Source organism: Cupriavidus sp. 96C5-1 (assembly GCF_057798855.1).
Genome location: NZ_JBYOJU010000078.1, coordinates 1 through 26,779, shown reverse-complemented (window position 1 = coordinate 26,779; position 26,779 = coordinate 1). Strand labels below are relative to the sequence as shown.

The following is a 26,779-nucleotide window of genomic DNA, read 5'->3' as shown; positions in this document are numbered from 1 at the left end:
GTCGAGGTCGATCTTGCCGTCCGTGCCGTGGATGGTGAAGGTGAAGCGCAGGTCGGATTGGGTGGGCATGGTGGCCTCCTGCCGTGGTGGCGCGTCAGGGTTTGAGGATGCCGTCGAGCGAACGCAGGACAAGCTCGGAGGTATGGCCCAGCCTTACCGCGAACAGGGCGTAGACGCTGAGCAGCACGCCGGCTACCAGTGCCCAGGGGCTCCATGCGGGCCATTGCCGGCTGATGCGATAGCGTTGCGAGGCCACGTTGGCTTGCGCATCGGTGAGTTGCTCGGGCGGCTCGCCGCGCAATTGGCGCAGGATGCGATGGAGCTTGAGAATGATGGCGTTGAGCGACTCTTCCTGGTTGTGTTGCAGACCGTACTTGCCGCGAAAGCCCAGGCAGAGGCAGAAGTACTTGAACTCGAGTACGTCCCGATACTGTTCGGGTTCCATCTGCATGCGCGCGAGCACGGTGAAGAATTTTTCGCCGCCCCAGGTTTCGTTCTGGAAGATGCTCAGCAGCGAGCGTTCCGTCCAGACCGAGTTGGCGCCCCACGGTGTGTCGAGCACGGCGTCGTCCACGAAGCTGCACAACGCGTAGCGGTAGGCGCGCAGCGTGGCGATGTCGTAGTTGTGACGGCGCACTTCTTCGTCGATGGCCGAGATCTGGTCGTGGATCGTCGCGTGCAGTGCGTCGACGTGAGCGTAGGCCTTCAGGCGCCGCAGACGGATGACCAGGCCGAACAGGGGCATGGCGGCGTCAACCAGCGGGTTGACGCTATGACCGCGCAACTGGAACGCAAGATCGACGTCGTAGTCGAGCAGCTCGACGGTATCGAAGGCGATATCGGGCTTCTGGTCGATGCTGGGCGACGGCGGTGTACGGTGAAAGTTGCGGTCGCTACCGATGGTGACGGTGGTGCTCATGTCATTGTCTCCTGATTGCCCAGAATTCCAGTTCCAGTCCCGGGAAATCGCCGGAGACGTGGAAGCCGAAGCCCGAGGTCTGCTGCATCATCTGGTGCCAGCTCGGGTGGCTGCGATCGAGCTGGAAGTAGGTGAACCCGGCGTGGTACGGCAGATGCCGTGGCGCGACGGGCAAGGGGGACAGCGGGATACCAGGTAGTTGCCGCCGGACGAGTTCGCCCAGCTTTTCCATGGAGGCCACCTTGGATTGCTGGAGGAAAAGCTGGCGCAGTTTTTCCAAGGGCATTTGCGCGGAGACGGCGAGAATGAAGTCGGCCTCTTCGAGCAGCGTCGGCTCGGCCACGGCAGCGGTGAGCGTGCCGTATTGCTGCTTGCGGATCGGCAGCGAGATCGCGCGGGGTTGCAGTACCGTGGCGAGATAACGCCGCAGGGTGGTTTCTAACGGCCGGAAGCCCGCGGCCAGGTCGTCGTGGCGGTAAGCCGGCAGCTCGGGAGCCAGACGCCCTTCCTCCATGAAGGTGGCCAATTCGCCGCATGCTTTCAGGAAGGCGACGTAGGCCACGGCCGGATGCGCGTTGGGCAGGCGGGATAGCGCTTGCAGTTCGACCTGCATGCGGTTGAGCGCCTGCAACAGGTTGAAATCGGTGATGTCGGCGACACCGGCCTGCCCGGGCGTACCGATGCGCGCGGCGATGGTGCGCGCGCGCTCGCGCATGAGCGTGGCGGCTTCGCCCAGGAAGCCGGCCAGCGTGGGTAAGGCGAGCAGGGTCAGGCTGGTGGGGTAGAAGGTGTCGTCCAGCAGCAGGCTGCCGTCCGCGCGTCTGCCGCGAATGCGGGCGACGGCGAGGCTCGTATAGGCGCTGCGGTCTTTTTGTTCGATGGCCAGTTGCAGGTTGGGGACCGCAAGGTCGATCGGCCGGTCGTCGCCATGGAGACTGTGGGTGTCGCGGATGTCCTCGGTACGCATGACATAGCGATGCCGTGCGTGCGCCTCCGGCCAACGGATTTCCAACTCGCCATCGGAGCGATGCGGTAGCGTCAGGTAGACGATCTGGTTGTCGGCGGTGTCGTCGGCCACGACCAGCGGCTCCGGGGGCGGCTGGTCGTGCGGGATGTCGAACACGGTGCCATCCTGCATCACGCCGCTGGCGCGGGTGATGGCCAGCTTGCCGAAGGCAAGCAGTTCCTGGTTGAGCTGCAGTTCGCGGAAGCCGTAGGGGTAGGCGGCCACGGCATCGAAACGGCTGTTGGCCTGGTGCTCGAGCACCCTCACCAACTGCTGCAGGTGTTGCGGCTCGAAGAACGTGCCTTCACTCAGGACGATAGGGTTCTTGCTGCTCAATGCTTGCTCCTGGGTGATGACGAGGGCGCGGGTTGCCGGCTCTCGTCGATGATGGAAACGTGGTTGCCTTGCATGGACACCAGCAGGGCGTATTTGCGTCCGCGCGGCTCCAGCCGGTAGACGTCTTTCCACACGGCGTTGTTGGTGCTGCCGAAGTCGGCGACGATGGCGAGATAGTTCGCTTCCTCGTGCAGCGGGCGGAAGGACAGGAACTTGAACTGGCCAGGTAGCAGTACGTAGTCGTCGGCGCGCAGGAAGGTGCTGCCCAGTGCCTTCTTGATGTCTTGCTGGATCTGATCGAAGGTGGCGTTGAGCAGCAGCGAATCGTCCCTGAGCTGGATGATCCGGAACGCGATGGGCATGGCGGCCTTGCTGGCCGACGCAGGCGGTGGCGCATCGTCCGCCAGCGCATGTTCGGCGCGGTACTGTCCCGGCGCGAGGCCACCCGCGCGGTCCGTCGTATTGGCGGCCGCCAGGGGTAAGGGCGTGTCGAGATCGGCCTCGTCGGGCTGGTATCCGGGCGGCGGCAAGGGGCTGCGCAGTGTGCCGCGCGGTGGCTCCGCAGCGACGGTGGGCAGCGGTGCGCCTTCGGGCGGGTTTTTTTCGAAGTGCCCGAGCAGCTCGCGCAGACTGGCGATCAGCTCAGCCCGGCTACGACTACTGAAATTGACGGCGAAAGGCCCATTGCGCTTGCCGATGTCCAGCGGAAGCGGCGCTACGCTTGCCGATGCGGCCGCAGGCGGGTCGCTCTGCGCATTGGGGTTGACGTCCGGGCTTGCATAGAGGCTGAGCGCGACCTGCGTCGGCTGATCGTCGGCGGAGCCGACCTGGATGGACGGGTCCATCAGAACCTGGCCGGTCTTCTTGAGCGCGTTCCCTACGGTGCTGCAGCCGCTCAGCAGGGTAGCCAGCAGAAGGATCGTCAGCGCCCGAGTCATCGGGGCTCCGTTCGCAGGGCACGATCGTAATGTTGGGCAAAGACTTCCCAGAAGAGCTTGTCGAATCCACGTTGCCGCTCGGAGCGGAGTTCGTCGTAGTAGCTGGCGTACATGGTCCAGGCCCAGTCGGATTCGCCTGCGGTGGCGCGCGGGTCGGGGCGGTAGCGTTGGAAACGTTCGATCAGTAGTGCCGGGTCGAAGGCCTGCAGCAGCGCGTCCAGCCCGCCCTCGATGCCGCGGACGATGGCTTGCTGGTGACGCCGTACCTGGGTGAGGCTTTCCTCGACGGCGGCCGGCGCCGTGAGATGGACCGGGCTGCGCTGACGGGAGAACAGTGCCTGTACCGTCTGCGCATAGTCTTGCCCGAGGCGAAACGGGTTGTCTTCGATGGGCTGCAGGGTTCGGTTCTGCATGGCGATTCGCTCGTGTGCGTGCAGCGGTGAGCGATACAGTTCGAGCAAGCCGCGGATCATGGCCGCCAGCGTGAGCCCGATTTCTTGCATGAGCCGGTGACGTGACGGGCCGTCCAGATCACCCAGCGGGACGCCTAGTCCTTCGAGCAGGGTGGTGATGGCCTCCGCGCTGCCGCCTTGATCTGGGTGTGCGTCGGTATCCCAAGCGGAAGCAGTGTCGGGTGTGAGGTCGTTCGATGACATGGGGTGATCTCCGCGAGAGAGGTGAGGCGAGCCGGTGAAGGCTTCGAAGCGTGTGTGGGCGAGGTCGGGGGGCGCGGGCACCTCGGTCATGCCGTAGTGCCTGGGGTCGAGCGGCGCGCTGGCGCGCTCGGTCTTGCCTTGCGCTGCGATGGCGTCGAGAGCCTGCAGTGGGTCGAGCAGTTCCTGGTCCAGCGGTCGCAGAAGATCCAGGGGCGACCGGGATTCGGGCAATGATTCGGCGCCGTCGTCGGCAGGAAGATCCGGCAGTGTGTCGGCGTCGGCGCGGTCCGGGTCGAGCAGCTCGTCGATGCTGTGCTCGGCAAGATGGCGGCCGGGATCGGGTAGCGTATGCCCCGCTTCCTCCAGATGCACCGCGACGTGGAACGGCCCGATCAAAAGGCGGTCGCCATCATGCAATCGCACGCTGACGTCCTGGCCGAGCGGATCCGGGCTGTCATTGATGCGTGTGTGGCCGCAGCGATCCACCATGCAAAAGGCGCCATCCTCCAGCAGAATTTCGCAGTGGCGCTGCTGCACGTGGCCGCGGCTATCGGCCAGCACCCAATCGGCGGCGATGGACCCGATGATTCCGCCTGCCGGACCGAAGTGGTGACGCGGCAGGCTACCCAGCCGAAGGCCTTGCGGGTTGGTGACCACCAGGGCGACTTGTGCGGAACGTTCGAAGGTGTTCATTGGCGCACCTTGACGCGTACCGCGGGCGCGCGATCGCCGTTTGATTGCTGCAGAAAACTGGTCCAGCCCAGATGGCTGCCGTGACCGCGGGCGATATTGAACGGGCGCACTTCACCGTCGCGCAGACCCAGTTCCAAGTCGTAGGCTTGCGGCTCGCGCAGCAGCACGTCGATCAGTTTGCACAGACGGGGAAACTCGGCGCCGTTCGGCAGAAAGTCACGGAACCTATCGCGGGTGAGGCCGGCGATGCGGATGGTGAACTTGCTTTGCCGGGTGCGAACGCGCCTGCCGAGGACAAAGCTTCGACCGAGACGGCAATTGGCTTCGCCGGGCAGGTTGCGCTGGTCGAGCGGCACGTCGGCGTAGCGCAGCTCGAACGACCGGATTTTCACCGATGGTAGATCGAAGCAATGCGCGATGATGCCGGCGACCATGGAGGGGGCGCGGCTGCGGCTGGCGACGACGCCTGCGAAACTCAGCAGGCGGCTCCACGCGATGGGTGTGTCGCCGCGCATCCGGGCATCGCCCAAGCCGACCAGCGCGAACACGCAGCGCGAGAACTGGTCGGTGGCACCGGGCCGAAAGCGCACGAAGTAGCGGTACTTGCGCCACGTGTGGTGCAGCAGCGTCAGCAGACGATGATTGATGGCGTCAACGAAGGCTGGACGGATGCCGATGCCTTGGCCCGCTTCGAAGGCGAGGCGGTCCAGGTAGTGGCCCGGCAGCGGCGAGTCGGTGCCGTGCAGGCCGAAGAATGTGGCTTGCACCAGGTAGTCGCTGGATGAGCCTTCAGGCAGGCGTTCGGCGTGAACGACATCCGAAGCGGGAAAGCCCAGCCCGGCGTGCGCAGAGAGCCGCACGCGCTGGCGCGTTGGCCGCAGGCGGTCAGGTGCCTCCAGGTCGTCGCCGTGCAGGCGATGCAATCGCTCGAGCAACTGGAAAAAATCGTGGTTCCGGGCGTCGCCCAACAGGACATCGGCTAGATCAGCGGTTGGACGCCGGTGTGCATGGGCCATGTGTATGTCTCGTTGTTGGTCGTGTTGACAACTTCCAGCACGTGGAAGGAATTGATGCTCGCGTACAGCGCGAAGAAGTGGCTCAGCACGGTGCCGAACAGGAACAGGTCTCCCTCGCAGAGAAAGCCCGCCTGGTCCAGCTTCAGGCGCGTGCGCATACCGCGCACCGGTAGGCCGCGGATGAGGCGGTCGATGGGCGCGGTCTCGGCCCCCACGATGGCGTTCAGGCGTTGCTGGCTTGCCCTGGCGCGGCGAATGTCGTGCAGGGCGGCGAAGTCGTAGGCGCGCAGCACGGCCTTCATCGGCTCGACGGAGAGCAGCGACAGGTAGTTGAGCGACAGATTGGACAGCAGCGTCCACAGCAGCTCGCCGTCGAGGCTAGGGCGATACGAGGGCGTGGGCACGGAGATATTGCGCAGATGCAGCTGGCTGGCGGTGCTCTCGCCGCTCAGGTGGATATCGCCGATGCCCAAGGACAGCGGCAGATCCCGGTTGGTGCAAGTCAGCGTGAGGGAGACCGTCTCGTTTTCCCCGATGTAGTCCGCGTCGTCGGCGCGGACGAAGGCAATCCGATGCTGCAAGCCTTCGTTGTCGTAGGCGCGCTCGATGCGCGTGCGCTGATAGAGCGAGTTGCGTCCGTGGCTGTGCTCGATCTCGTGCAGCAGCGACTCGAAGGGCGGGTAGGTACGCAGATATCGGCCGCGCTTGCCATGGATGTCACGGGCCCACCCGGTCACCTCGTCGACGCTGAAGATTTCGTAGGCGTCGGGGCGCGGGCCAGACGGCACAATGAGCTGGTCCACGGCGCGGCCATTCAGGTCCATCGGCTGCGCATCGTGTGTGAATAGATTGACCGCCGGCGTGCAGTGCAGCGACAAATCCCTGTCGGTGATGCGGATGTCGACCGGCATCGGCCGCTTGAAGCGAAACTCCACCGTGAACTGTGTTGCCTTGTGCGCGGGCCACAGCCGGCGCAAGCCCGTCAGCGAGAAGTAGAAAAAGCGCTGGGGGAATACAAAGTACTCCTGCAGAACCCGGTATCCATCGAACACGTTCTGCGGATAGGGCAGCAGGGCGTCTTCCGGATCGAAGCCCGCGAACTTGAGTTGATCCGGGCGCAGGCGACGCGACGTTTCGCCAACGATCAGGTGGACTTCTTCCAGATAATGCGCCAGCCAGAGATACAACGTCTGCGCGGTGGTGTCGTCTCCACTGAGATGGAATTGCAGCGCATCACATCCCAGTGCGTCGAGCGGCAGATCCTGGCTGGTCAGGCTCAACTGCGCACGCATGACGGACCGTTCCCGCGAGTGCTCGGCGTCGACCTTGGTCAGATCGAACGGCCACACCCAAAGGTCGTGGCAGGTGCGGTACTCGCAGGGGATGCCGTCGACGGGCTCGGATTGAATCCGCGTGCCGCGGGGAATGAGCTTGCCCTTGGTCAGCTCCACCTGTGTCGCTTCGCTGTGCACCGTGGTCATGCTCGGAATGGGGCGCAGGTAGTTGGGCCAGAGCATCTGCAACAGCGAGTGGATCAGCTCGGGAAAATCGGCCTCGAGCTTGGCGCCGAGCTTGGCGGTGAGGAAGGCCGTGCCTTCCAGGAGTCGTTCGACATCCGGGTCGTGCGCGTTTTCGCCCAGGAAGTGCGTCAGTCCCGGGTTATCCTGCGCGAACTTGTGGCCGGACTGGCGCAGAAACTCCAGTTCCTGCCGGAACAGCTTTTTGAATGGCATCGTGTTTCTCTTCCCCCCGTGATGCGGGCTTACGTGACGCTGGCGATATGTGCCGCTCCCGAGAACGCCAGGTCGAACTCGACCTGCTCCTCATCGCTCCCGAGTCGTACCTCGCACAACAGCCGGAAGCGCAGGTCGGTCGGCGCTTGCGTGTCCTCGCAGGGGCGGGCTTGCAGTACCCGTACGCGCGGTTCGTAGCGTGCGATAACGGCGCGTATTTCTTCGCACAGATGGGATCGAAGATCGGCGCGGCTCAGCGCCGGGTCGTTGAGATCGGACAGCCCAAAGCCGGGGCAGCTCTGCGAGCTGCCCCGGCGGGCGTTGAGGATCGATTCGAGCTGGCGGCGGATCGCTGCAATGCGTTCCGCCGCCAACGCCTGCCGGGTGCGTGCACGCCGCGGCGGCACGTCCGGATCGAGCCGTTCGAACAGGCTGCCGTGGCCGGGCGAACGTGGCATGGCTCAGGCGCTCCTCATTCCTTGTCTTTGTCGAGGCGACCCACCAGCGACAGTTCGAAGCTGGCACCCATGTACTTGAAGTGCGGACGCACGGTCATCGTGATCTTGTACCAGCCGGGGTTGCCTTCCTCGTCCTGCACCACGACATGAGCGGCGCGCAACGGGCGGCGACTGCGCACGTCAGACGACGGGCTCTCCTGGTCGGCGACGTACTGACGCAGCCAAGTGTTGAGCTCGCGTTCCAGGTCCTGGCGCTCCTTCCAACTGCCGATCTGTTCGCGCTGCAACACCTTGATGTAGTGCGCCATGCGGTTGATGATGAACAGATAGGGCAACTGCGTACCCAGCATGTAGTTGGTTTGGGCGGCCTGGCCTTCAGGGGTCTTCGGAAACAGCTTGGGCTTCTGCACCGAGTTGGCCGAGAAGAAGGCGGCGTTGTCGCTGTCCTTGCGCATGGTCAGCGGAATGAAGCCCTCGCTGGAAAGCTCGAACTCCCGGCGATCGGAGATCAGCACTTCGGTCGGGATCTTGGTCTGCAGGTTGCCGAGCGACTCGTAGAGGTGCACGGGCAGGTCCTCGACCGTGCCGCCCGATTGCGGCCCGATAATGTTCGGGCACCAGCCGTACTTGGCGAAGCTGTCGCTGATCCGGCTGGCGAGCAGGAACGAGGTATTGCCCCACAGGTAGCGGTCATGCTGGCCATCGATGGTTTCGCGATAGCTGAAGCTGCGCACTGGGTTTTCCAACGGATCATACGGGGCGCGCAGTACGTGGCGCGGCATGGTCAGCCCGAGATAACGCGCATCCTCCGACTCGCGCAGGCCGCGCCACTTCGTGTGGGTCGGCCCTTCCATGGAGTCCTTGACCTCTTTGAGGTTGGGCAGATCCTGGAAGGATTCCAGGTTCAGCATTTCCGGCCCCGCCGCGCCCAGGAAGGGGGCGTGGGCCATCGCGCCGACGGCGGCCAGGTAGCCCAGCAGCTTGATATCCGGCGCCGACGGACCGAAGGTGTAATTACTGACGACACAACCGACCGGATGGCCGCCGAACTGGCCGTATCCTGCCGTATAGACGTGCTTGTAGTAGCCGCTCCGGGTGATGTCCGTGGCGTTCTCGAAGTCCTCCAGCAGCTCTTCCTTGGTGACGTGTAGGAGGTCGATGTAGATGTTGGCGCGGAAGTCGGTGGACTGGACGAGCTTCGCCACGCTGCGCCAGACGGATTCCAACTGCTGGAACTGCGGGTCGTGCAGGATGACGTCGACTTGCCTGCCGAGCTTGCGGTCGACCTCGGCGATCATCCGGTCGATCAACTGCTTGTTGACCGGCTGTTCGCGCTCGTCGCTCTTGAGCATTTCGGCGATGATGGCGGCCACACCGCGCTCGGCGACGGCATAACCTTCTTGGCTCGGTTCCAGGCGCGTCTGCGCCATGATCTGGGCGAGCAGTCCGCCACTGGGCGCGGCATCGCGCGTCTGGACTGCTGCAGTTTGGGCTTTCGTCATGTTCGGTTCCTTCGAAGTTCGCGTTGAACAGCAGGGGGCGATGCGGGAGCGTCAGGCTTGGCCGGGTTCCAGGAGCTGTTCCAGTTCCTTGGCCAGCGTGGAGCGCGAGGCCTCATCACCCAGCAGCGTCTGCAACTGCTTGCGGAAGGCGGGGATATTGCCCATGGGGCCCTTGAGCGCGACGAGCGCCTCGCGCAGCTCCAGCAGCTTGTTGAGCTCCGGCACCTGGCGTGCGACTGCATCGGGCGAGAAATCGCGAAGGGACTTGAAACGCAGGTCGACGGGCAGCGAGTCGCCCGTCGCACCGTCTTCGAGCACGGCGGGAACATCCAGCTTCAACTGCAGGCCGAATTCGCCCATGACATTGTCGAAATTGTCCTTGTTGATACGAGCCGGCATTCGATCTTCCAGCGCTTGATCCTCGGCATGACCTTTGAAATCGGCAACCACCAATTGCTTGAGCGGCAATTCGACTTCTTCCTGTTGCCCGCCGGTGGCAGGGACATACTTAATATTGATTCGCTCTTTGGGTGCGACCGAACCATTCTTTGATGTCATGCGACTCTCCTTTCGATTAGGCTTTTCGATCCAATTCAAATATAGGGGTGCGTGATAGATCGGGGCGCCATTGTTCGCACCCGATGAGAAGGCACACCATAGCTTTGTGCAACCTGACCATTGCTGGCTCCCGCGCAATCGAAGCCACCGCCGGACGCCAGTAGATGTCGGTGGACTTGCTGGCGAGTGGCCGCAATGGCGGATCTTAAACGATGTGGGGTCGAATTGGGCATGGGATAAATCTGAAATTGCATAACTATTTCGCGATTTTTTGTAAGAAATAAAATTTCGAGATCTTCTGTAAGAATTTTCTTAATGATGTCCCGATTTAAGAATTTTCTGAGTCATATTTCGGTGTAAGAATTTTCTGAGTTATATTTCGGATTAGTCTCATGGACACCATTGCCATTAATGTGGTCTCATTAACGATTAATCAGCACGATGAATGATGGGGCCGTGCGCTCGAAGGCGGGGCGGTTCTCTCGTCGTTGCGGATCCGCAACGTCATGGATGTCCGGCGCGGCGAGGAAATTGTTCAACGCGTAAGGAGGGGATCAGATGATCGCTGTCGATCTGGAGGCTTTGCTGGGACGCCTCAATCCACTATGCAGGCAGGCATTGGAAGAGGCCGCCGGCATCTGCATGAGGCAGCGCGGCGCCGAAGTCACGGCGGCCCATCTGAGCTTCGCGCTGCTTGATCACCCGCTGTGCGACTTGCGCCTGGTGCTTGCCAATGACGGGATCGACGTCGACGAGGCAAGACAGGCGATTGCCACGGCCATCGCGCTGGACACCAGTGGACACGCCCAGCCTTATCCGTCGTTCTCACCGCTGCTGGTCGAACTGCTGCAGGAGGCATGGCTGCTGAGCACGGTGGAGTTGGAACAACCGGCGATCCGCAGTGGGGCGGTGATGTTGGCAGCGCTGCTCAACGCGGCGCGCTATTTTCCGTTGGCTGCGGTCCGCTTGTTCGAAGGCGTCAACCGGGAGGCGCTGCGCAAGCAGTTCAACGACATCCTGGCCCGCTCCGCCGAGTCACCGGCCGAACCTTCGCCGATGGACGGCGACAGGCTGCAAAGGCAGGGCGACAGCGCGCTGGACAAGTACGCACACGATTTCACCGCGCAGGCGCGCGACGGGCGCATTGATCCGGTGCTTTGCCGCGATGCCGAAATCGACCTGATGGTCGACATCCTGTCGCGTCGGCGCAAGAACAACCCGATCGTGGTGGGCGAGGCTGGTGTCGGCAAGAGCGCGGTGGTGGAAGGCCTGGCGCGGCGCATCGTCGAGCAGCGGGTTCCGCAGCCGTTGCGTGCGGTCCGGCTGTGTGCGCTAGACCTGGGCGCGCTACAGGCCGGCGCGTCGATCAAGGGCGAGTTCGAGAAACGCCTGAAGGCGGTGATCGACGAGGTGAAGGCTTCGCCGCAGCCAATCATCCTGTTCATCGACGAGGCGCATACGATGATCGGTGCCGGCAATGCGGCCGGCGGCAGCGACGCCGCCAATCTGCTCAAGCCGGCACTCGCGCGGGGCGAATTGCGTACCATCGCCGCAACCACGTGGTCCGAGTACAAGAAGTACTTCGAGAAGGACCCGGCGCTGACGCGGCGCTTTCAGCCGGTCAAGCTGGAAGAGCCTAGCGTGGAGCAGGCGGTGCATATTCTGCGCGGACTGCGCGCGGTCTACGAGCAGGCGCACCGCGTCTATATCGGTGACGATGCGTTGCAGGCCGCTGCTGCGCTCTCGGCGCGCTACCTCTCAGGCCGGCAGTTGCCCGACAAGGCGGTCGACGTGCTGGACACCGCCTGCGCGCGCGTGGCGACTGCGCAGGCCGAGCCGCCCCGACGGATGTCCGCCTTGGAGAACGAACAGCGGCAGATCGAGGCTGAGGCCGAATTGCTGAGGCGCGATCAGCAGGCTGGTCGCCCGACCGATGCGCGACGACTCGAGGTGCTGGATGCGGCGCGGCAGCATCTCATGCAGCAGATCGACCAACTTCAACAGGCCTGGCAGCAGCAAAAGACGCTGGTCGACGCGATTCTCGAACTGCGGAAACGTGGATCGGACGAGAGTGGCAACGACAGAGCGGCGACGCTTGCGGAGAAGGTCGTCCAGTTGGGCGAACTGCAGCGCGATGGCGCGCTACTGCATGTCGACGTTGGCGCAGCCGAGATTGCGCAGGTCATCGCAGACTGGACCGGCATCCCGGTCGGCACCCTTGGCCGAGATCCGACCAGCCGGCTGGAGCGCCTTCCGGCGCTGCTGCGCGAGCGTGTGAAGGGGCAGGACGCGGCCCTTGAACATCTGCATCGGCATCTGTTGACGGCCATGGCTGACCTGCGCCGGCCCGGCACGCCGCTGGGCGCCTTCCTGCTGGTCGGCCCCAGCGGGGTCGGTAAAACAGAAACCGCATTGGCCATTGCCGATGCGCTGTTTGGTGGCGAGCAGTTCCTGACCACCCTCAACCTGTCCGAGTATCAGGAAAAGCACACGGTCTCGCGCCTGCTCGGCTCGCCGCCCGGCTATGTCGGCTACGGCGAGGGCGGCGTGTTGACCGAGGCCATTCGCAAGCATCCCTATTCAGTGGTGCTGCTGGACGAGGTCGAGAAGGCGCACCCGGAGGTGCTGAACATCTTCTACCAGGCCTTCGACAAGGGCGAACTGGCCGATGGCGAAGGGCGGCGCATCGATTGCCGAAACATCCTCTTCGTACTGACCTCGAACCTGGGCTTCGATCAGAACGACGCGCCGCTGGACGACCTGGACGCTGACGCGTTGCGCGATCGCCTGACCCAGTTCTTCAAGCCGGCCTTGCTGGCGCGCATGCAGGTGGTGCCGTACCGCTACCTGGATGAAGCCGTGCTCAGCGACATCGTCGACAGCCGCCTGCAACGCCTGCAGCAGCGCTTCGCCGAGCGCTACGACGCTGTACTGCACATCGACGATGACGCTGGCGCGGAGCTGCGCTCGCGTTGCATGCGTCATCCGAACGGTGCGCGGATGCTCGATGCCAGTATCGACGGCGAGCTGCTCCCCCCGTTGTCGTTGGCCGTGCTTCGCCGGCTGGCGACAGGCGAGCCCTTCCGCCAGGCCAGGTTGAGCTGGAACGAACGAGGCTTCGACGCATGGCTGGAATGACCGGCACAGCGGGCGTGGCATCGCACGACGTCGCCAGATTGGCGCGCGACATGGCGTTCGCCGCGCATCCGGGCGAGCTGGCCGGCGTGTTCCTGCGCGCCGTGTCGACCGCGTACGACCTGAGCGCGGCGCTTTGCTACGCACGCGACGCCACTGGCGAGTGGCTCGTGCCGCTGGCGATTGGGGAGAGGGACAGTGATGCGTTTGGGCCGGTCCCGATGGCCGAGTTGGAGAACCCGCTGGTCTACAGTTTCGTATCGTCACAGCCCTACGAGGTGAAGCGGCTTGACGCACTGATCGGCGTAGGCGACGCGTTCGAACACATGCGCGCGATGCTGCCGACTCGTGCGGCGATGCACGTCGTGCCGATGCGCGACGACCGCGACCATGCCGCGAGCGTGCTGGCGCTAGTGGGTGACGTCTCAGCGCTGCAGGCGTGGCGCCAGTCGGAAGCGTGGCGTTGTCTACTGCAAACCTATGAACGACTGGGCGCACGCCTGCAGGAACAACGTGGAGCTGCCGACGCACAACGACGCAGCCAGGCATGGCAGCGCGAGACCGAACGCAGCCGTACGCGGGCGGGGCGCCTGCTGACGGCCGGCTTCGTCGGCACCAGTGCAACGACTAAGCGCTTGCGTGCCGAAATGTTGCGACTGGCTGATTCGTCGCTGGCCTTGCTGATTGCGGGCGAGACCGGCGCGGGCAAGGATCACGCCGCCTGGCTGATTCACCAGGCCAGCGCGCGCGACGGTAAGTTTGTGCCGGTCAACTGCGCCGCCATCCCGCAGAACCTGATCGAGGCCGAACTGTTCGGCGTCGTCCGGGGCGCCTATACCGGTGCTACCCACGCGCGGCAAGGGCTGGTCGCGGAGGCGGATGGCGGCACCCTGTTCCTTGATGAGATCGGCGATATGCCGGTGGATCTGCAGGCGGCCCTGTTGCGCCTGCTCAACGTCAAGGCGTTTCGCCCCGTGGGGGCCACGCGTGAGCAGAGCTCGGATTTCCGCTTGATCTGTGCCACACATCGGTCACTGCCGGAGCTGGTGGCCGCAGGCCGCTTCCGCGAGGACCTGTACTTTCGCATCCGGCAACAGGCGTTGCATCTGCCGCCGTTGCGCGAGCGTACGGAGGACATTCCCGCCCTCGTCGCGGCGACGCTCATGGCCTTCAATCGCGAGCAGAAGCAGAACGTCGCGGGGATCTCGGCGCGTGCGCAGGCCTGGCTCCAGGCGCAGCCGTTTCCAGGCAACGTGCGTGAGTTGCGCAGCCTGATACAGGCCGCGGCAGAGCAGACCGCCTCCGGCAGTGTCATTCGCAGCAGCACGTTGCGCGCCTTGCGAGAGATGCTGACCACATCGGCGCCGGCCGCACTTGCCGACCCCATCGCCGATCACGGCCCGGCGTTCAACGAACTCTGGGACAACGGCAGCCTGCCCGAAGTCATGGCCGCTTTCGAGCGCTGCCTGCTGCAGGACCGGCTGCTCAAGGTGCAAGGCTCTCGCCGCCTTGCCGCCGAGAGCTTAGGGATTCCCAAGCGTACCTTGGCGCGCAAGTGCCTGGCATGGAATCTGGAAAGGGAGGATTCGACAGCATGAGAGCATTGATCCTGACGTTTGCCGCCGCCCTGGCGGCGACGGGGTGCGACTCGGGCAAGCCCGTCGCGGCGGCCCAGGCGGACTGCACCAAGATCACGTCGCAACTGGAGCGGCTAGCCTGTTTCGATGCGGCGGCCGGTACGCCGCCGGCGCCGGTCCAGCCGGCTGCCGAGTCGACACCGCGGAGCGAGCCTGCGCCCGTTGCGGCGGAGCCCGAAATCGTGACGCTGGTCAAGCGCAACGAGGCGCAGCGAGGCGCGCAGGGTCGCGGCCTACGGCTGCTGCGCGCGCCTGACGTACCCGATGGGCAGGAGAAGATCCTGATCTCGGCGCCGGCTGTCGGGCCAGGCGACGTCCGGCTGGTACTGGCGATCAGCTGCCTTTCCAACATTTCGCGGCTGCAACTGGTGCCTGGCGCGCCGATCGACGTCAACCGGGTGAGGCTGCGCCTGTTGCTGGATGGCCGTCCGCTGGGTGCGTCGCGGCCCTGGAATGTGCTCGAAGAGGGGCAAGTGGTGGATGCCGGTCGCGGCCTGGTCGCCATCGAGCAATTGCGGCCGTTGACGGCCGCCGCGGGCCGCCTGCAGTTGGAGAGCGACTATGCGCCGTTCGACGGCGCGACGTTCGACGTGTCCGAACTGCACGCCTTGATGGTTCACCAACGTGAGGCATGTCACTGGTGAACGCCGCGACCTTGCATCTGGACACCCTGCTGACACCCATCGACGAGCGTCAGCCGGCTGGCGTATTCGATGAGGAAGACGAACTCTTCCAGGCCATCGACCACGAGATCGTCAAGCTCGGCAGCCTGCAAGAGGCCAGCATCGATTGGGAGTACATCGACGAGGCAGCGCGTCGCTACCTGACTGTCCACTGCAAGCACCTGCGCGTCGTTTGCCACCTGATGGCCGCCTTGCTGCGCCATCCCAGTTGGCGCACGTGGGCGCAGGCGGCGGGGTTGTTGTCGGGGTTTGTGGCGACGTACTGGGAGCACGGCTATCCGAAACCCGGGCCGACCGGCTACCTCGGCAAGCGGCGATTGGTTGCCATGGGTGTCGAGCGTTTGCTGGATGCAGTGCCCCGGTTGCAGGCGGATGCGGCGGCGCGGCCCCATCAGGAGGCCGCCCGGCATGCGCTGAATCAACTGCAGGGTTGCGCGGCGCTTGCCAAGCTCGACGTGCCGACGCTCACGCGGCTAGAGGCGCGGTACCAGCAGCGGATGGATGAGACGCGCATTCCGCAGCCCGAGCCGATCTCGGCGGCGGGCGGGGCGCAGGCTGCTGGCACGGCCGCGCGGGCCGTCAGCGTCGACTACTTCGAAAATGCGCCCCCGCTCAAGCTGGGCGACGAGAGAGAGGCCAAGCGTTCCCTGCTCGCGCTGGCCGACTACGTCAACCAGCTCGATGCCTACGATCCAACGGGTTACTCGCTGCGACGCTTTGCACTATGGGCGCACCTGTCGACGGCACCCGCTGTCAAGCGCGAGCAACGTACCGACCTCATGGCGGTGTCGATGGACACCGCGCAGCACTATCAGGATGCCGTGACGGCCAACAGCGTCAGTCCGGCCTTGCTGCAACGCGTGGAGCGCAGTGTCACCACCTCGCCGTATTGGATACGCGGCAGCTATCTGGCGGCGGCCATCGCGCAACGTCTGGAAATGGCAGAAGTGGCGGCGGCGATCCGCAAGGCCTCCGAACGATTCGTGTTGCGGGTGCCGGCGCTCAAGACCCTGCAGTTCTCCGATGGGCGCGCGTTCGTCGACGCCGAAACACTGGCGTGGCTGAGCGGTGCGGGCGGCACGCCCGCCGGCGTGTCCGATGGCCGCGAGTACAGCGCCTTGCGCGTGGAGCTGGCGGCGCTGATCGACAGTGGCGGCGTCGAGCCGTTGATGCGCCGCCTGGAACAGATCCAGGCCGAGGCAGACGACCCACGGCACCAGTGTCACGTGATGACTATCGCGGGTGACCTGCTGAGCGAACACGGCTTCGGCTGGATGGCCGACGGGTTGTATCGCATCGCCCTGAACGCCATGCAATCGCATGCTCTGCCGGCGTGGGAGCGGGCGCTTCACAACCATCTCACCAGTCGCGTGCGAGAGCCGGCTGACGCCGCCGAGCAAGACGCGCGAGGGACAACGAAAGGAAAGTAGCCATGCTGAAATACTGGTCGATGGTAAGGCGCTTTGGTCAGCCATTGCTGCGTTGGGCCAAGCAGGGAACGCCTCTGTTGCTTTTGATAGGGCTGGTGTTCGTGCTGGTCGCCATCTGGTGGCTCGGCCCGCAATGGCACTGGAAGGAACACATGCCGTTGGCGAGCCTGACGGCGCGGGTGCTGGCCACCGTGCTCCTGCTTATATTGCCGATGCTGGTCTGGGCCTTGCGGCTGCGCAGCCGCAACAAGCGCCTGGAGGCCGAGCAGGAACAGACCACCGCGCGCAAAGACGATCCCTGCCTGCGATACGTCCAGGCGCAAGAGCGCGCACTGGATCGAAGCCTCGCCACGCTGCGTGCCAACCTGAGCGGCCGCAACGCGCTTTATCAACTGCCGTGGTACCTCGTGCTGGGGCAAGAGAACGCCGGCAAGACCAGTTTCATCAACCGCAGCAACCAGAACTTCTCGCTGACCGGCGAGATCAAGGCAGGGAGCCGACGTCTGCTCGACGATCCGGATCTGGCCTATACCATCGACTGGTGGATGGGCGGCGAGGCCGTGCTGATCGATCCGCCTGGAGAGCTGATCAGCCAACCGGAAGCCACGAAGGCGCCCGCCATGGCAGCGCGCAGTGTGCAGGCAGAGTCGGCTGCCACATCCACCGACGCAGCAGACGCGACCACGCCCGATGGCGAGGCCGGTGCTCAGGCGCAGGCCGAGTCCGCCGCCACCGCGCCGGTGGAGGCGGGGCCAGCGAACGGAGCGGCCACGGCGAAGCCGCCCTTGCCAGAGGGATTGCACGCGCGCTTGTGGACACACCTGATCGGCTGGCTTGGCCACAATCGCAGCCGGCGGCCGCTCAACGGCGTCGTGCTGGTCCTTGACCTGGTGACGCTGTTGGAGCAACCAGCGAGCGATCGCAAGGCGCTGGCGATCCTGCTGCGTGCGCGGCTGGCCGAACTCAGCCGTCAGTTAGGCACGCGGCCGCCCCTGTACGTCGTCCTGAGCAAGTTTGACCTGCTCGACGGCTTCGAAGCCTTCTTCGCGCGCCTGCCCAAGTCGGTGCGCGAAGACATCTTCGGCTTTACCTTCACGCTGGACTCCGTACAGAACTACGACGCCTGGCTGACGGAACTGGCGCAACGCTACGACGAACTCATTGCCAAGCTCAACGAGCGCATCATCGATGCACTGAGCACGGCCCCGCTGCGGGAACGCGAAGGCCTGTTCTCGCTGGTGCGGCAGCTTGCAGGCATGCGCCAGGTGCTGCTGGGCTTCCTGGTCGATGTCCTCGGCAGCGACCGCTACGTCACGCCGGCCTTGCCGCGCGGCCTGTACTTCTCATCGGTATACCAGCAGGGCTTGCTCACCAACGCGTTCGTCAACAACGCCTCGGCCAGCTATCACATCGAGCCGCCGGTGTCGTCGGCGCAGCCCAGCGGACGCTCCGCGGTGTACTTCGCCCAGCAGCTGTTCCAGCGCGTTATCTACCCCGAGGCAGGCTTGGCCAGCGACAACCTCAAGGTGCTGGCCGACAAGAAACGCGCGCTGGCCTTGAGCCTGGGCGTGGCCGCGCTGGGTGGTGTGCTGATCGCGGGCGGGTGGTACCACTACTACGGTGTCAATCGCGACAAGGCCCTCACCGTGCTCGAGCGCAGCCGTGCCTTCAGCGCCAGCGCGATCGACCAGCGCGCCGACCCCACCGGTCGCAACCTGCTTGCGCCGATGGACCAAATCCGCAGCGCGGTGGCCGTGTACGGCGACTACCGCGACGCATGGCCCGTGGTCGCCGACATGGGGCTGTACCAAGGGCGCAAGATCGGGCCCAAGGTCGACGAGGCCTACCTCAAGCTGCTCTCCACGCGGTTTCTGCCCGAACTGGCCGGCGGCGTCATGCAGGAGATGGAGGGTGCCGGGGCCGACAGCGACCGCCAGCTCGCCGCGCTGCGGGTCTATCGCATGATCGAAGACCGCACCAACCGGCGCCCGCCCATCGTCGAGGACTGGATGGCGCAACGCTGGCAGGCCACATTCCCCGCCGAGAACACGGTGCAGTCCACGTTGCGGCAGCATCTGGACTACGCCATGAAGTACGCCGATGCCAACCTCCCGCAGTACCAGGCTCGGGTCGGGGAGATCCAGCGCACGCTGCGCCAGATCCCCTTGCCGCAGCGCGTGTACATCGCCCTTCGCCGGCAGGCGGGCGAGTCCCTGCGCACGCCATTGGACCTGCGCAACGAGATCGGGCCGGCCTTCGACATCGTCTACAAGCCAGTCACCACCGCCGACCAGCCCGCCAGCGCCGCGGCCGCGCCCGCGCCGAACGGGCGCATCGACGCGCTGCTCACTGCCAAGGGCTACCGCGGCTACTTCGAGCCGCACAGCAAGGACGTGGTAGACCTCGCCGTCATCGATCAGTGGGCTTTGGGCGAGCGGCGAACCCTCGACTATTCCAAGGCGGACCGGGATGCGCTGGGCGTGCAGATTCGCGAGCTCTACAACCGCGACTACATCGACACCTGGCAGCGCAACCTCAACCACTTGGAAGTGCGCGACTTCGACGACATCACCCAGGCCGTCGACATCCTCGGCAGCGTAACCAGTCCGGCCGCGCCGCTGCGCCGGCTGGTGGAAACCGTGCGAGACAACACCGAACTCGACCGTGCCGTTGACGCCGGCAAGCCTCGGCCCGGCGCAGACGGTGAGGCGTCGGGCGCGGCGGCGAGCAAGGCACCCGATGCGGTGACGCCCCAGGTGGGCAGCATCGTGCGGGCGTTCGCCGGCCTCAACGACCTGCTGGAGGCACGGGGCAACAAGCCGCCGTACCTTGACGAAACCATGCTTGCCATCGGCAGCGTGCAAGACCAGGTGAAAGGCGTGCACGACAGCCCCAATCGCGGCAAGGCCGCGCTCGCCGCGGTGCTGGACCGCTTCTCGCTGAAGGGACCGGATCCGATCGGCAACCTGCAGCGCATTGCGGCCGGCCTGCCACAGCCGCTGAACCAGCAGGTCAGGAAACTGGCCGACGAGTCGTCGCAGGTGCTGGTGATCGAGGCGCTGGGCGAACTCGAGCGGCGCTGGGATGCCGATGTGTTCCGCTTCTACAACGAGCGGCTGGCAGGGCGCTACCCGTTCTCGCCGTCGAGCCGCGAAGAGGTATCGCTGGATGACTTCGCCGCCTTCTTCGGCCCGCAGGGCAAGCTGCAGCAGTTCAAGTCGGCGTATCTCAAGCTGTTCCTCGAAGACAACCTCGAAGCCCTGCACTCCGAGCGCCGCGGCGGCTACCTCGTGCGCACCGACGTGCTCACGCAGTTGGAAGCCGCCGACCGCATTCGCGACGCTTTCTTCGACAGCCGCGGCAACTTCGGGCTGGAGTTCATGGTGGAGCCGCTGGGCCTGACCGCCACGCGGCGCAGCAGCGTGCTCAACGTGGATGGCCAGCTCATCACCTACAGCCACGGCGCTACCCATGCGGCACGGCTGATCTGGCCCAACACCCTCAGCGGGGGCAGCAACGGCGAAAGCCGCATCACCCTGGTCAACAGCAGCGGCAACAGCAGCGGCCTGATCTATCGCGGCCCCTGGTCCATGTTCCGCCTGCTTAGCCAGGCCCGGCTCAACGGCGCCACCGCAAACGCGGTGGATATCAGCTTCACCGCCAACGATGGCGGCATGCGCTACCGCGTCACCGCCGACAAGACCGACAACCCGTTCACCCGGCAGTTGTTCCGGGGCTTCACGCTGCCGCGCACGCTGCTGGCGGACAGCGCCCGGCAGACTGCCCCCCGCGTCGCCGCGGCGCCGCAGGCGAAGACCGCGCAGCAGTGAGGCGGGCACCCGTCCGTCTCGTTCCAACCAGCAAGGAGAGCTCCATGCAAGACATCATCCGAAAAGGCGACCGCACCGACCATGGCGGCGAGGTGCTAGAGGGCTTTGCGCAGACCAACCTCAACGGCCAGCCGATGGCGGGCGTCGGACACATGGTGTCGTGTCCCAAGTGCAAAGGGGTGTTCCCGATCGCCGAAGGCAGCAGCACCTACCGGGTTGGCGGCGTCGCGGTGGCGCTGGACGGCATGAAAACCGCCTGCGGCGCGCGCTTGATCGCCAGCGGGTCCAAGGGCAGCGTCCACGCGTGATGGGGGCACGCCGTCAAACGCGCGGGCGGCGCGCGTCGGCACAAAAGCGGATGTACGCCATCTTTGGCGTGCTACCTCGGACGCGGACAACCGCGGCGAGTGAAACAAGGGGGAAGACGTGAGCAATCGAGCGTGGCTCTATCTATTGGACGATACCGGCAGGGCGATTCAAGTTGCCGAAACAAGCGATGTGATTCCGAGTCTTTGGCGAGTTATTTTGTCTGACAGTCAAGCGGGCGAAGCGTTCGCCTATCAACGCGTGTTCGGCGATGCTAAAACGCCAGGTTTGCTTGGTGATGCGCGAGTCGCGAGGTTCCGGCTGGGTGCGCTTGTGCAGTTTCTCCAAGCGCATCCATTGCCGGGGGACGCTGCGGATCTGCCGCGAGCGCTCGACCTTCTTGTGAACTGGCTTGATCACGAGATCGAGACGATGGGGGGCGCCACCCCGGTGTTCTCAGCCGATTTGGATGAGCTTTACTGGCTCGAAGGGGATGACGATTCGGAAGAAGACCCGGAAGATCCGGCACGCTACATTGAGCACGAACGATGGATTTGTCACGCTGTGTGGGCTGCGATAGATCGTCGTATGGCGGCCAGTGATGTCAGAGGTGTGCGCATGGCGCTGGGCTTGACGGATTCGGCAACCGGGGCCGAATGGATGCGGATATTCGGCTTTGACGGCTTGTCGCACGACGCCATCCAGGAAGCGTTGCAGGAGAACACCGACACTCGCATCGGCGGTGATGATGCCGGGCCGGGCCCGCGCGAGTGGCGCCGGGAAGATGGCCGTTGCGGTCTGGTTGACGCGCAAGAACGCTGGATGATCGCTCCAGCGTTCGACAATGTGGTGGATCTCGCCGATATCGGGTTGATGGGCTTGGCACTGGTTCAACTGCGGCGGCGCTGGGGCTTGAAGACGCATGGCGACGAGTGGGTGGTGCCGGTCGAGTGGCGCGAGCTTGCATGGTACCCGGAATGCCATGCCTTCATCGCGGAGCGAAAGGGGCGTCAAGGGTTAATCGATTGTCGCGGCCGTATGCTCGTCGAACCCATCTACGCCGAGGTGACGGCATTCGGCAACGACAAGGTGATGAAGGCGTTGCGCGCGCAATCGATCGAGCGATTTGTGGTCAAGAACGATGCTGGAAGCGCCATGGTTATCGATGGCGATGGCCATCTCCTGACCCCGAGCGATGGATATACCGACATCGCAGCCTTCGACTGGTTTGCTGGAGAGGGCCCGGTGCCGGTGGCGACAGTTGCTCGCTATGTCCGAGCGGTTCTGTCGGACGAGGAGAATGCCGCCGTCGCCATTTTCGATATCGACAAGCAGGTGGAGGTTGTACGCGGCGACTACATTTGGACGTACGCCTTGTGCTGGGGAAGCGGATATGGCTGGTTCGTCGTAGAGCAAGGCGAGGATGGTAACTACCAAGCGGGTGTTATCGACGCCAACGGCAAGGTGATACATCCGCCCTGTTACTGGTGGATGGGTTCGTTCGCGTCATTTAGCAGCGATGAAGCCGATCACCTGATTCCTTACGAAATGACTGCCTGCTGGCGCCGAGGCGAGCCGGTGAGCGCGATGCATAAGGACGGACAGTTAAGGTGGCTCTACGCCGACGGGCGGTCGGAACATTGCACCAACGCGACCTAGAGGGATGCGCAAGAGCGGAGTCAGGTTAGCTTCCAATTTCAGCGAGAGCGACTCCGATCAAAAATGAAGAGAGGGAAGAACGATGAACCAGACCAATATCCAGCCGCCGTCATTCGCCTTCGTGGCCGCGTCGTGGGCTGCCCTGCTCGCGGGGTTTGTTGCGTTCCTGATCGGGCTTTGGAACGCCGAGATGCAACTCAACGAAAAAGGCTACTACTTCACCGTGTTGGCGTTTGGCCTGTATGCGGCGATCTCACTGCAGAAAAGTGTGCGCGACCGCCTGGAAGGCATCCCCGTCACTGGCATCTACTACGGGCTGAGCTGGATCGCGCTGCTGCTCGCGATTGCGCTGCTGACCATCGGTCTCTTCAACGCGACGCTGCAATTGAGCGAGAAAGGCTTCTACGCGATGTCGTTCATGCTCGCGCTGTTCGGCGCCATCGCCGTGCAGAAGAACACACGCGATCTGCAGAGCGCGAAGCCGCGCTTTTCCGAAACGGATGCCGCGTCGTTTGTTGACGAGTGACGGCGCGCGAGGCGGGCGCCCGCAGTGCAGGGCGAACTTTTCTCCCAGAATCGGTGATCGCCATTGAGACAGGAAAGCGGGCAGGCTCACTTCCAGATCGGCGAGCACATCAAGAAGTAAACCTGCTCCCGTTCATGATCGCCGTCGCGATGACGGCATCCCCCTTCGAACGATCAACCGGGCATCACCGCATCCAACGCCTTTTCCCACCAGCTCGCCGGGCTAATCTCGCTCAGGAAGTCGTGAATCGCCGTCAGCTCGGCTTCGACTTCCTGCTGTCGTGCGTAGAGACCGTTTCGTCGGTTGGCTTGATCCGCTGTCGGATACGAGCCGCCGCCACCGCCAAACGGGCCGCTCGGGCCTATGCGGGTCGCCTTTTGCATCTCCTTATCGAGCTTCTTGATGGCCTCATCCAGTTGTTCCGCCTCGCGTTTCAGCTTGCCCTTGCTGGCCAGCAACGCGCCGCGGTCGGCCCGGGCGTGTTGGGGATACCGGGCGCGATAGTCCGGCAGGTGGTCTTGATAGACCGTGCGCCAGCGCAGGTAGCCCCATAGCTCATAGAGCTCACGGCCTTTGTTCTGCGTGGGCCAGGCGTCGTCGGGCACCTTGTCCGGGGGCGGCGTGTTGCCGCCGTGGCGGCGGCGGTAAGCGGCCAGGGTCTCGCGGTCTTTGGAACTCAGCGGCGGCATCGCCGCGACCACCCGACCGGCCGGCCCGACCTGCCGTAGGGGTATCAAGGCGTCCTGTCGCTCCCGTTCCAGCAGTTCACTCATTTGCTCACGCTGCTTGAGAACCCACACATCGTCATCGTCGCCCAGCGGCTTGAACCACGCGCGCGAGTCGTGCATATCCTGCTCGAACAACGCACACACCGCGGCATGGGGATGCGACTTATCGTTCCAGTCGTTCTCGATCGCCTTCCATTGCGTCCACTTGGCCTCCGCTGCGCGCTTGAGGGTGTCGTACAGCAGCACGGCCTGTAGGCCGCTTATCGAGGGGTTGATGCTTGCCACCGGCCCGCCCGGCAGGTCGTCGAAGCCAACAAGCCGCACGGTGTAGCCGGCCGTGGAACCCAGCAACTGGCTGGTCGTCCGGACGAAGAGGTCGAGGTGCAGGATCCCCAGTTCCAGCAACATCCCGAGGTAACCATCCTTGAGCCATGCGCTGTTGCGCGTGCGGACCCAAGTGTCCGCCTGTTGCAGCCGCGTCCATTCTTCCTGTAGTTCTTCGTCGGCGCACACAAGGTCGGCCCGGTCTTGCGGGGTGCTTTTTTGAACCTCGGGCAGCTGCGCTTGCTGGCCCAGGCGAAAGCGCCGCCAGTGCACAAAGAGCCGGTAGTGGCACTGAATCAAGGTTTGGGTGGTGTCCTTGCCGGGGCTGGCCTTGCCGCGCACCTGCACGAGGTAGGCGTTGAAGCGCGCGATCAGGTTTGCGTCCACCGCGAAGGCGTTGCGCAGCTGGGCCGGCGCCTTCGCCAGGTCCATCAGCGGCACGCCGGCCACCAGGGCGGCGCGGTACATATGGCACAAGGGGATCTGCGACAGCTTGGCGTTATCGTCGACGCCGCGGCCTTGCTCCCCGGGCCGGTAGCCGCCGCCGACGTCCGAATGCACGCCGGGGTAGACCACTTCCTCCACGTTGGGGCCGGAGGCCACGTCCACCGGAAACGAGCCGCGCACCTCGTGCCCCGACACCAGGTGCAGGCAGCGTGCCACCACGCTGGGGCCGGGAATGCGCAGGTCGCGCGGCTGCGCCCAGCCGCCATGGCCGTTGGCCAGCTCCGACATCAACCCTTGCGCGGCGCCCACCGACGCCACGGTGTCGAACAGGCCCAGGAAATCCACGGTGGCCGGCACGCCGCAAATGCGCATTGGCCCGCTCGGCTCATCGCACAGCTCGCGCATCCAGTTGACGAACACGCGCGCCTCGGCCGCGCCGCGCGAGAAGCCGAACACGGAAATGCGGATACGCGCCAGCCGGGGCAGCTTGCCGGCCAGCACCGGTTTGAGCTTGTCGAGCAGCCCGGCGCGGCGCTTGGCCAGCACGGTGCGGCGGCCGTCGATCTCGGTGTCGCGCCACTGGGTGCTGGCGATGGCCTGAAGGGCCTGCGCACTTGACACATCCTTGCGCAACTGCACGTCGTCAGGCGTCTTGGGCGTGGGCGGCCCCTTGCCATCAGGAAAGCGCATGCGCATGCGCTTGAAGTTGATGTCGGCGCTCATTTGTTTGACGAGGGCGAGGTCATTGGTTTCGTCCGTCAGCGGTTGGTTACCGAAGGCATAACGATGCAGGTTGTTTTGTAACTGCAGCAACGCCCAGTTGATACGGGCCTCGCCGCCCCAGCCCGCGGCGGCACCAGCGGCGGCATGCAGGCCTACGCCGGCATCGCCGACGCCTTTCCAGAATTCGGTGCCGACGCCCGGGACGTAGGTTCGATATCGGTATCGACGGTCTTCGCCGGACTTGATTTCTTCGTCGAAGACGTCGTACAGCCGAGCGACATTGCTATGGGACTCGTGCTTCTTGTCGTAATAGAGGTTATTGCGCGTGCCATCGAAGAAAAAGCCGAGATACAATGTGCGTTGGCACGACATGGCGTCATCGGGCGACTCGGTGCAAGTAACGCCCTTGCGCTCGTTCGCCGTGAGGGCCCACGGGTTAGCACCCACGTTGTCGGGAAGGCGTGAAATCGTCATGGTCTCTTGTCCTCCGTGTGGGCGGCCTTGCCCTTTCTCATGAGATCCCAGAGTTGAGTGGGACCTTCACAGTACTCACTACCGGGGTGCTCCTTGCGGCATTGCAGTTTTGGCTCGAGCAGTCCCTCGGGGAAATCGGGATGCCCTGGACCCACCCAAGTAGGGAAGAGCTTGACGACACCTCCGGGGAAGAATGCGACCCACAGCGTCCCCATGCCGCCCGTTTCGCTCAACTGGTAAGGCTCCGTTGCCACCTGGCGCTCGTAGAACGCGTCAGGGTCCTTGAGGTACAGCGGCTCGGTGCGCCACCGGACGGTGAGCTTGTAGTTCGGATTCCATTGGCGCGGCAATTCGGCGAAGCCCGCGAAGCTGCCACCGCCCGCGTGCTTGACCATGCCGCCGGCCCAGGAGCCGTTGACGTACACCTCGTCGATATAGTCGTCGGTGTAGTTGAGGATGCTGAGTTGCGGCCCTCTGGTGTCTTCGTGTGCTGTTGCGGCGGCGGGGGCATCGGATGGCTTGCAAGCCGCCAGCGCGAACAGCAGGGCGATCTGAAGGAAGTGTGTCAGAGCGTTACGCATTGCCTCCTCCAGTGAGTGGCTTTGCGGGGCGACAGCTTCGCATCGTCGGTCACGCCGCGGCCTTGTTCGCGGGGCCGGTAGCCGCCGCCCACGTCCGAGTGCACGCCTGGGTAGACCACTTCCTCCACGTTGGGCCCGGAGGCCACGTCCACCGGAAACGAGCCGCGCACCTCGTGCCCCGACACCAGGTGCAGGCAGCGCGTGACCACGCTGGGGCCGGGAATGCGCAGGTCGCGCGGCTGCGCCCAGCCGCCGTGGCCGTTGGCCAGCTCCGACATCAGCCCTTGCGCGGCGCCCACCGACGCCACGGTGTCGAACAGCCCCAGGAAATCCACGGTGGCCGGCACGCCGCAAATGCGCATCGGCCCGCTCGGCTCATCGCACAGCTCGCGTATCCAGTTGACGAACACGCGCGCCTCGGCCGCGCCGCGCGAGAAACCGAACACGGAGATGCGGATGCGCGCCAGCCGGGGCAGCTTGC

20 protein-coding genes are annotated in these 26,779 nt (G+C 64.6%); 8 read left to right on the top strand and 12 right to left on the bottom strand.

The window, feature by feature from the left end; translation table 11 throughout:
- Positions 1 to 94: 94 nt before the first annotated feature.
- From icmH to tssB, 9 genes are read right to left on the bottom strand one after another with little or no spacing between them, the layout of a single operon-like run.
- Positions 95 to 919: a type IVB secretion system protein IcmH/DotU gene (icmH, locus tag AC3FOF_RS42955; RefSeq protein ID WP_276263347.1), complete on the bottom strand. Its 825-nt coding sequence runs from the start codon at positions 917 to 919 to the stop codon at positions 95 to 97.
- A gap of 1 nt (position 920) precedes the next feature.
- Complete coding sequence (gene tssK / locus AC3FOF_RS42950; protein ID WP_276263346.1) at positions 921 to 2,261, bottom strand: type VI secretion system baseplate subunit TssK; 1,341 nt, start codon at positions 2,259 to 2,261, stop codon at positions 921 to 923.
- Positions 2,258 to 3,199, bottom strand: coding sequence for a type VI secretion system lipoprotein TssJ (gene tssJ / locus AC3FOF_RS42945; protein WP_488730134.1), 942 nt, complete (start codon positions 3,197 to 3,199; stop codon positions 2,258 to 2,260). Before tssJ ends, tssK begins: the two co-directional genes overlap by 4 nt.
- Positions 3,196 to 4,548, bottom strand: a complete 1,353-nt coding sequence (gene tagH, locus AC3FOF_RS42940) for a type VI secretion system-associated FHA domain protein TagH (RefSeq protein ID WP_276263344.1) — start codon at positions 4,546 to 4,548, stop codon at positions 3,196 to 3,198. The genes tssJ and tagH overlap by 4 nt, the downstream gene beginning before the upstream one ends.
- Positions 4,545 to 5,564, bottom strand: coding sequence for a type VI secretion system baseplate subunit TssG (gene tssG / locus AC3FOF_RS42935; protein ID WP_276263343.1), 1,020 nt, complete (start codon positions 5,562 to 5,564; stop codon positions 4,545 to 4,547). The genes tagH and tssG overlap by 4 nt, the downstream gene beginning before the upstream one ends.
- Positions 5,528 to 7,297, bottom strand: coding sequence for a type VI secretion system baseplate subunit TssF (gene tssF / locus AC3FOF_RS42930; RefSeq protein WP_276263342.1), 1,770 nt, complete (start codon positions 7,295 to 7,297; stop codon positions 5,528 to 5,530). Before tssF ends, tssG begins: the two co-directional genes overlap by 37 nt.
- 29 nt (positions 7,298 to 7,326) lie before the next feature.
- Complete coding sequence (gene tssE, locus AC3FOF_RS42925; RefSeq protein ID WP_488730133.1) at positions 7,327 to 7,755, bottom strand: type VI secretion system baseplate subunit TssE; 429 nt, start codon at positions 7,753 to 7,755, stop codon at positions 7,327 to 7,329.
- A 14-nt stretch (positions 7,756 to 7,769) separates the two neighbouring features.
- Entirely contained in the window at positions 7,770 to 9,257 is a 1,488-nt protein-coding gene (tssC, locus tag AC3FOF_RS42920) for a type VI secretion system contractile sheath large subunit (RefSeq protein ID WP_276264208.1), read from the bottom strand.
- 51 nt (positions 9,258 to 9,308) lie between these two features.
- Positions 9,309 to 9,815 carry a type VI secretion system contractile sheath small subunit gene (tssB, locus tag AC3FOF_RS42915; RefSeq protein ID WP_276264207.1) on the bottom strand — a complete coding sequence of 169 codons (507 nt, stop codon included), beginning with the start codon at positions 9,813 to 9,815 and terminating at the stop codon, positions 9,309 to 9,311.
- Positions 9,816 to 10,373: 558 nt separating this feature from the next.
- Between tssB and tssH the strand changes: the two genes are divergently transcribed.
- The 8 genes from tssH to yiaA all read left to right on the top strand — a co-directional run bounded on the left by tssH (position 10,374) and on the right by yiaA (position 23,021).
- Complete coding sequence (gene tssH, locus AC3FOF_RS42910; protein WP_488730132.1) at positions 10,374 to 12,953, top strand: type VI secretion system ATPase TssH; 2,580 nt, start codon at positions 10,374 to 10,376, stop codon at positions 12,951 to 12,953.
- Entirely contained in the window at positions 12,941 to 14,548 is a 1,608-nt protein-coding gene (locus AC3FOF_RS42905) for a sigma 54-interacting transcriptional regulator (protein WP_488730131.1), read from the top strand. Before tssH ends, AC3FOF_RS42905 begins: the two co-directional genes overlap by 13 nt.
- Positions 14,545 to 15,231, top strand: a complete 687-nt coding sequence (locus tag AC3FOF_RS42900; protein ID WP_488730130.1) for a type VI secretion system-associated protein TagO — start codon at positions 14,545 to 14,547, stop codon at positions 15,229 to 15,231. Before AC3FOF_RS42905 ends, AC3FOF_RS42900 begins: the two co-directional genes overlap by 4 nt.
- On the top strand, positions 15,219 to 16,700 hold the full coding sequence (gene tssA, locus AC3FOF_RS42895; protein ID WP_488730129.1) for a type VI secretion system protein TssA: 1,482 nt from the start codon (positions 15,219 to 15,221) through the stop codon (positions 16,698 to 16,700). Before AC3FOF_RS42900 ends, tssA begins: the two co-directional genes overlap by 13 nt.
- 2 nt (positions 16,701 to 16,702) lie before the next feature.
- Positions 16,703 to 20,530 (top strand): type VI secretion system membrane subunit TssM, encoded by a 3,828-nt coding sequence (gene tssM / locus AC3FOF_RS42890; protein WP_488730128.1) that lies wholly within the window; start codon positions 16,703 to 16,705, stop codon positions 20,528 to 20,530.
- A gap of 44 nt (positions 20,531 to 20,574) precedes the next feature.
- On the top strand, positions 20,575 to 20,838 hold the full coding sequence (locus tag AC3FOF_RS42885) for a PAAR domain-containing protein (RefSeq protein WP_276265245.1): 264 nt from the start codon (positions 20,575 to 20,577) through the stop codon (positions 20,836 to 20,838).
- A gap of 118 nt (positions 20,839 to 20,956) precedes the next feature.
- Positions 20,957 to 22,495 carry a hypothetical protein gene (locus AC3FOF_RS42880; RefSeq protein ID WP_488730127.1) on the top strand — a complete coding sequence of 513 codons (1,539 nt, stop codon included), beginning with the start codon at positions 20,957 to 20,959 and terminating at the stop codon, positions 22,493 to 22,495.
- A gap of 82 nt (positions 22,496 to 22,577) precedes the next feature.
- Positions 22,578 to 23,021, top strand: coding sequence for an inner membrane protein YiaA (yiaA, locus tag AC3FOF_RS42875; RefSeq protein ID WP_488730126.1), 444 nt, complete (start codon positions 22,578 to 22,580; stop codon positions 23,019 to 23,021).
- A gap of 173 nt (positions 23,022 to 23,194) precedes the next feature.
- On the opposite strand, the gene AC3FOF_RS42870 is transcribed toward yiaA, so the two are convergent.
- From AC3FOF_RS42870 to AC3FOF_RS42860, 3 genes are all read right to left on the bottom strand, one after another.
- Positions 23,195 to 25,717 carry a T6SS phospholipase effector Tle1-like catalytic domain-containing protein gene (locus AC3FOF_RS42870; protein ID WP_488730125.1) on the bottom strand — a complete coding sequence of 841 codons (2,523 nt, stop codon included), beginning with the start codon at positions 25,715 to 25,717 and terminating at the stop codon, positions 23,195 to 23,197.
- Positions 25,714 to 26,298 (bottom strand): DUF3304 domain-containing protein, encoded by a 585-nt coding sequence (locus tag AC3FOF_RS42865; RefSeq protein ID WP_488730124.1) that lies wholly within the window; start codon positions 26,296 to 26,298, stop codon positions 25,714 to 25,716. Before AC3FOF_RS42865 ends, AC3FOF_RS42870 begins: the two co-directional genes overlap by 4 nt.
- Positions 26,283 to 26,779, bottom strand: a 497-nt coding sequence (locus tag AC3FOF_RS42860; RefSeq protein ID WP_488730123.1) for a T6SS phospholipase effector Tle1-like catalytic domain-containing protein, incomplete at its 5' end; no start/stop codon positions are given. The genes AC3FOF_RS42860 and AC3FOF_RS42865, both read right to left, overlap by 16 nt.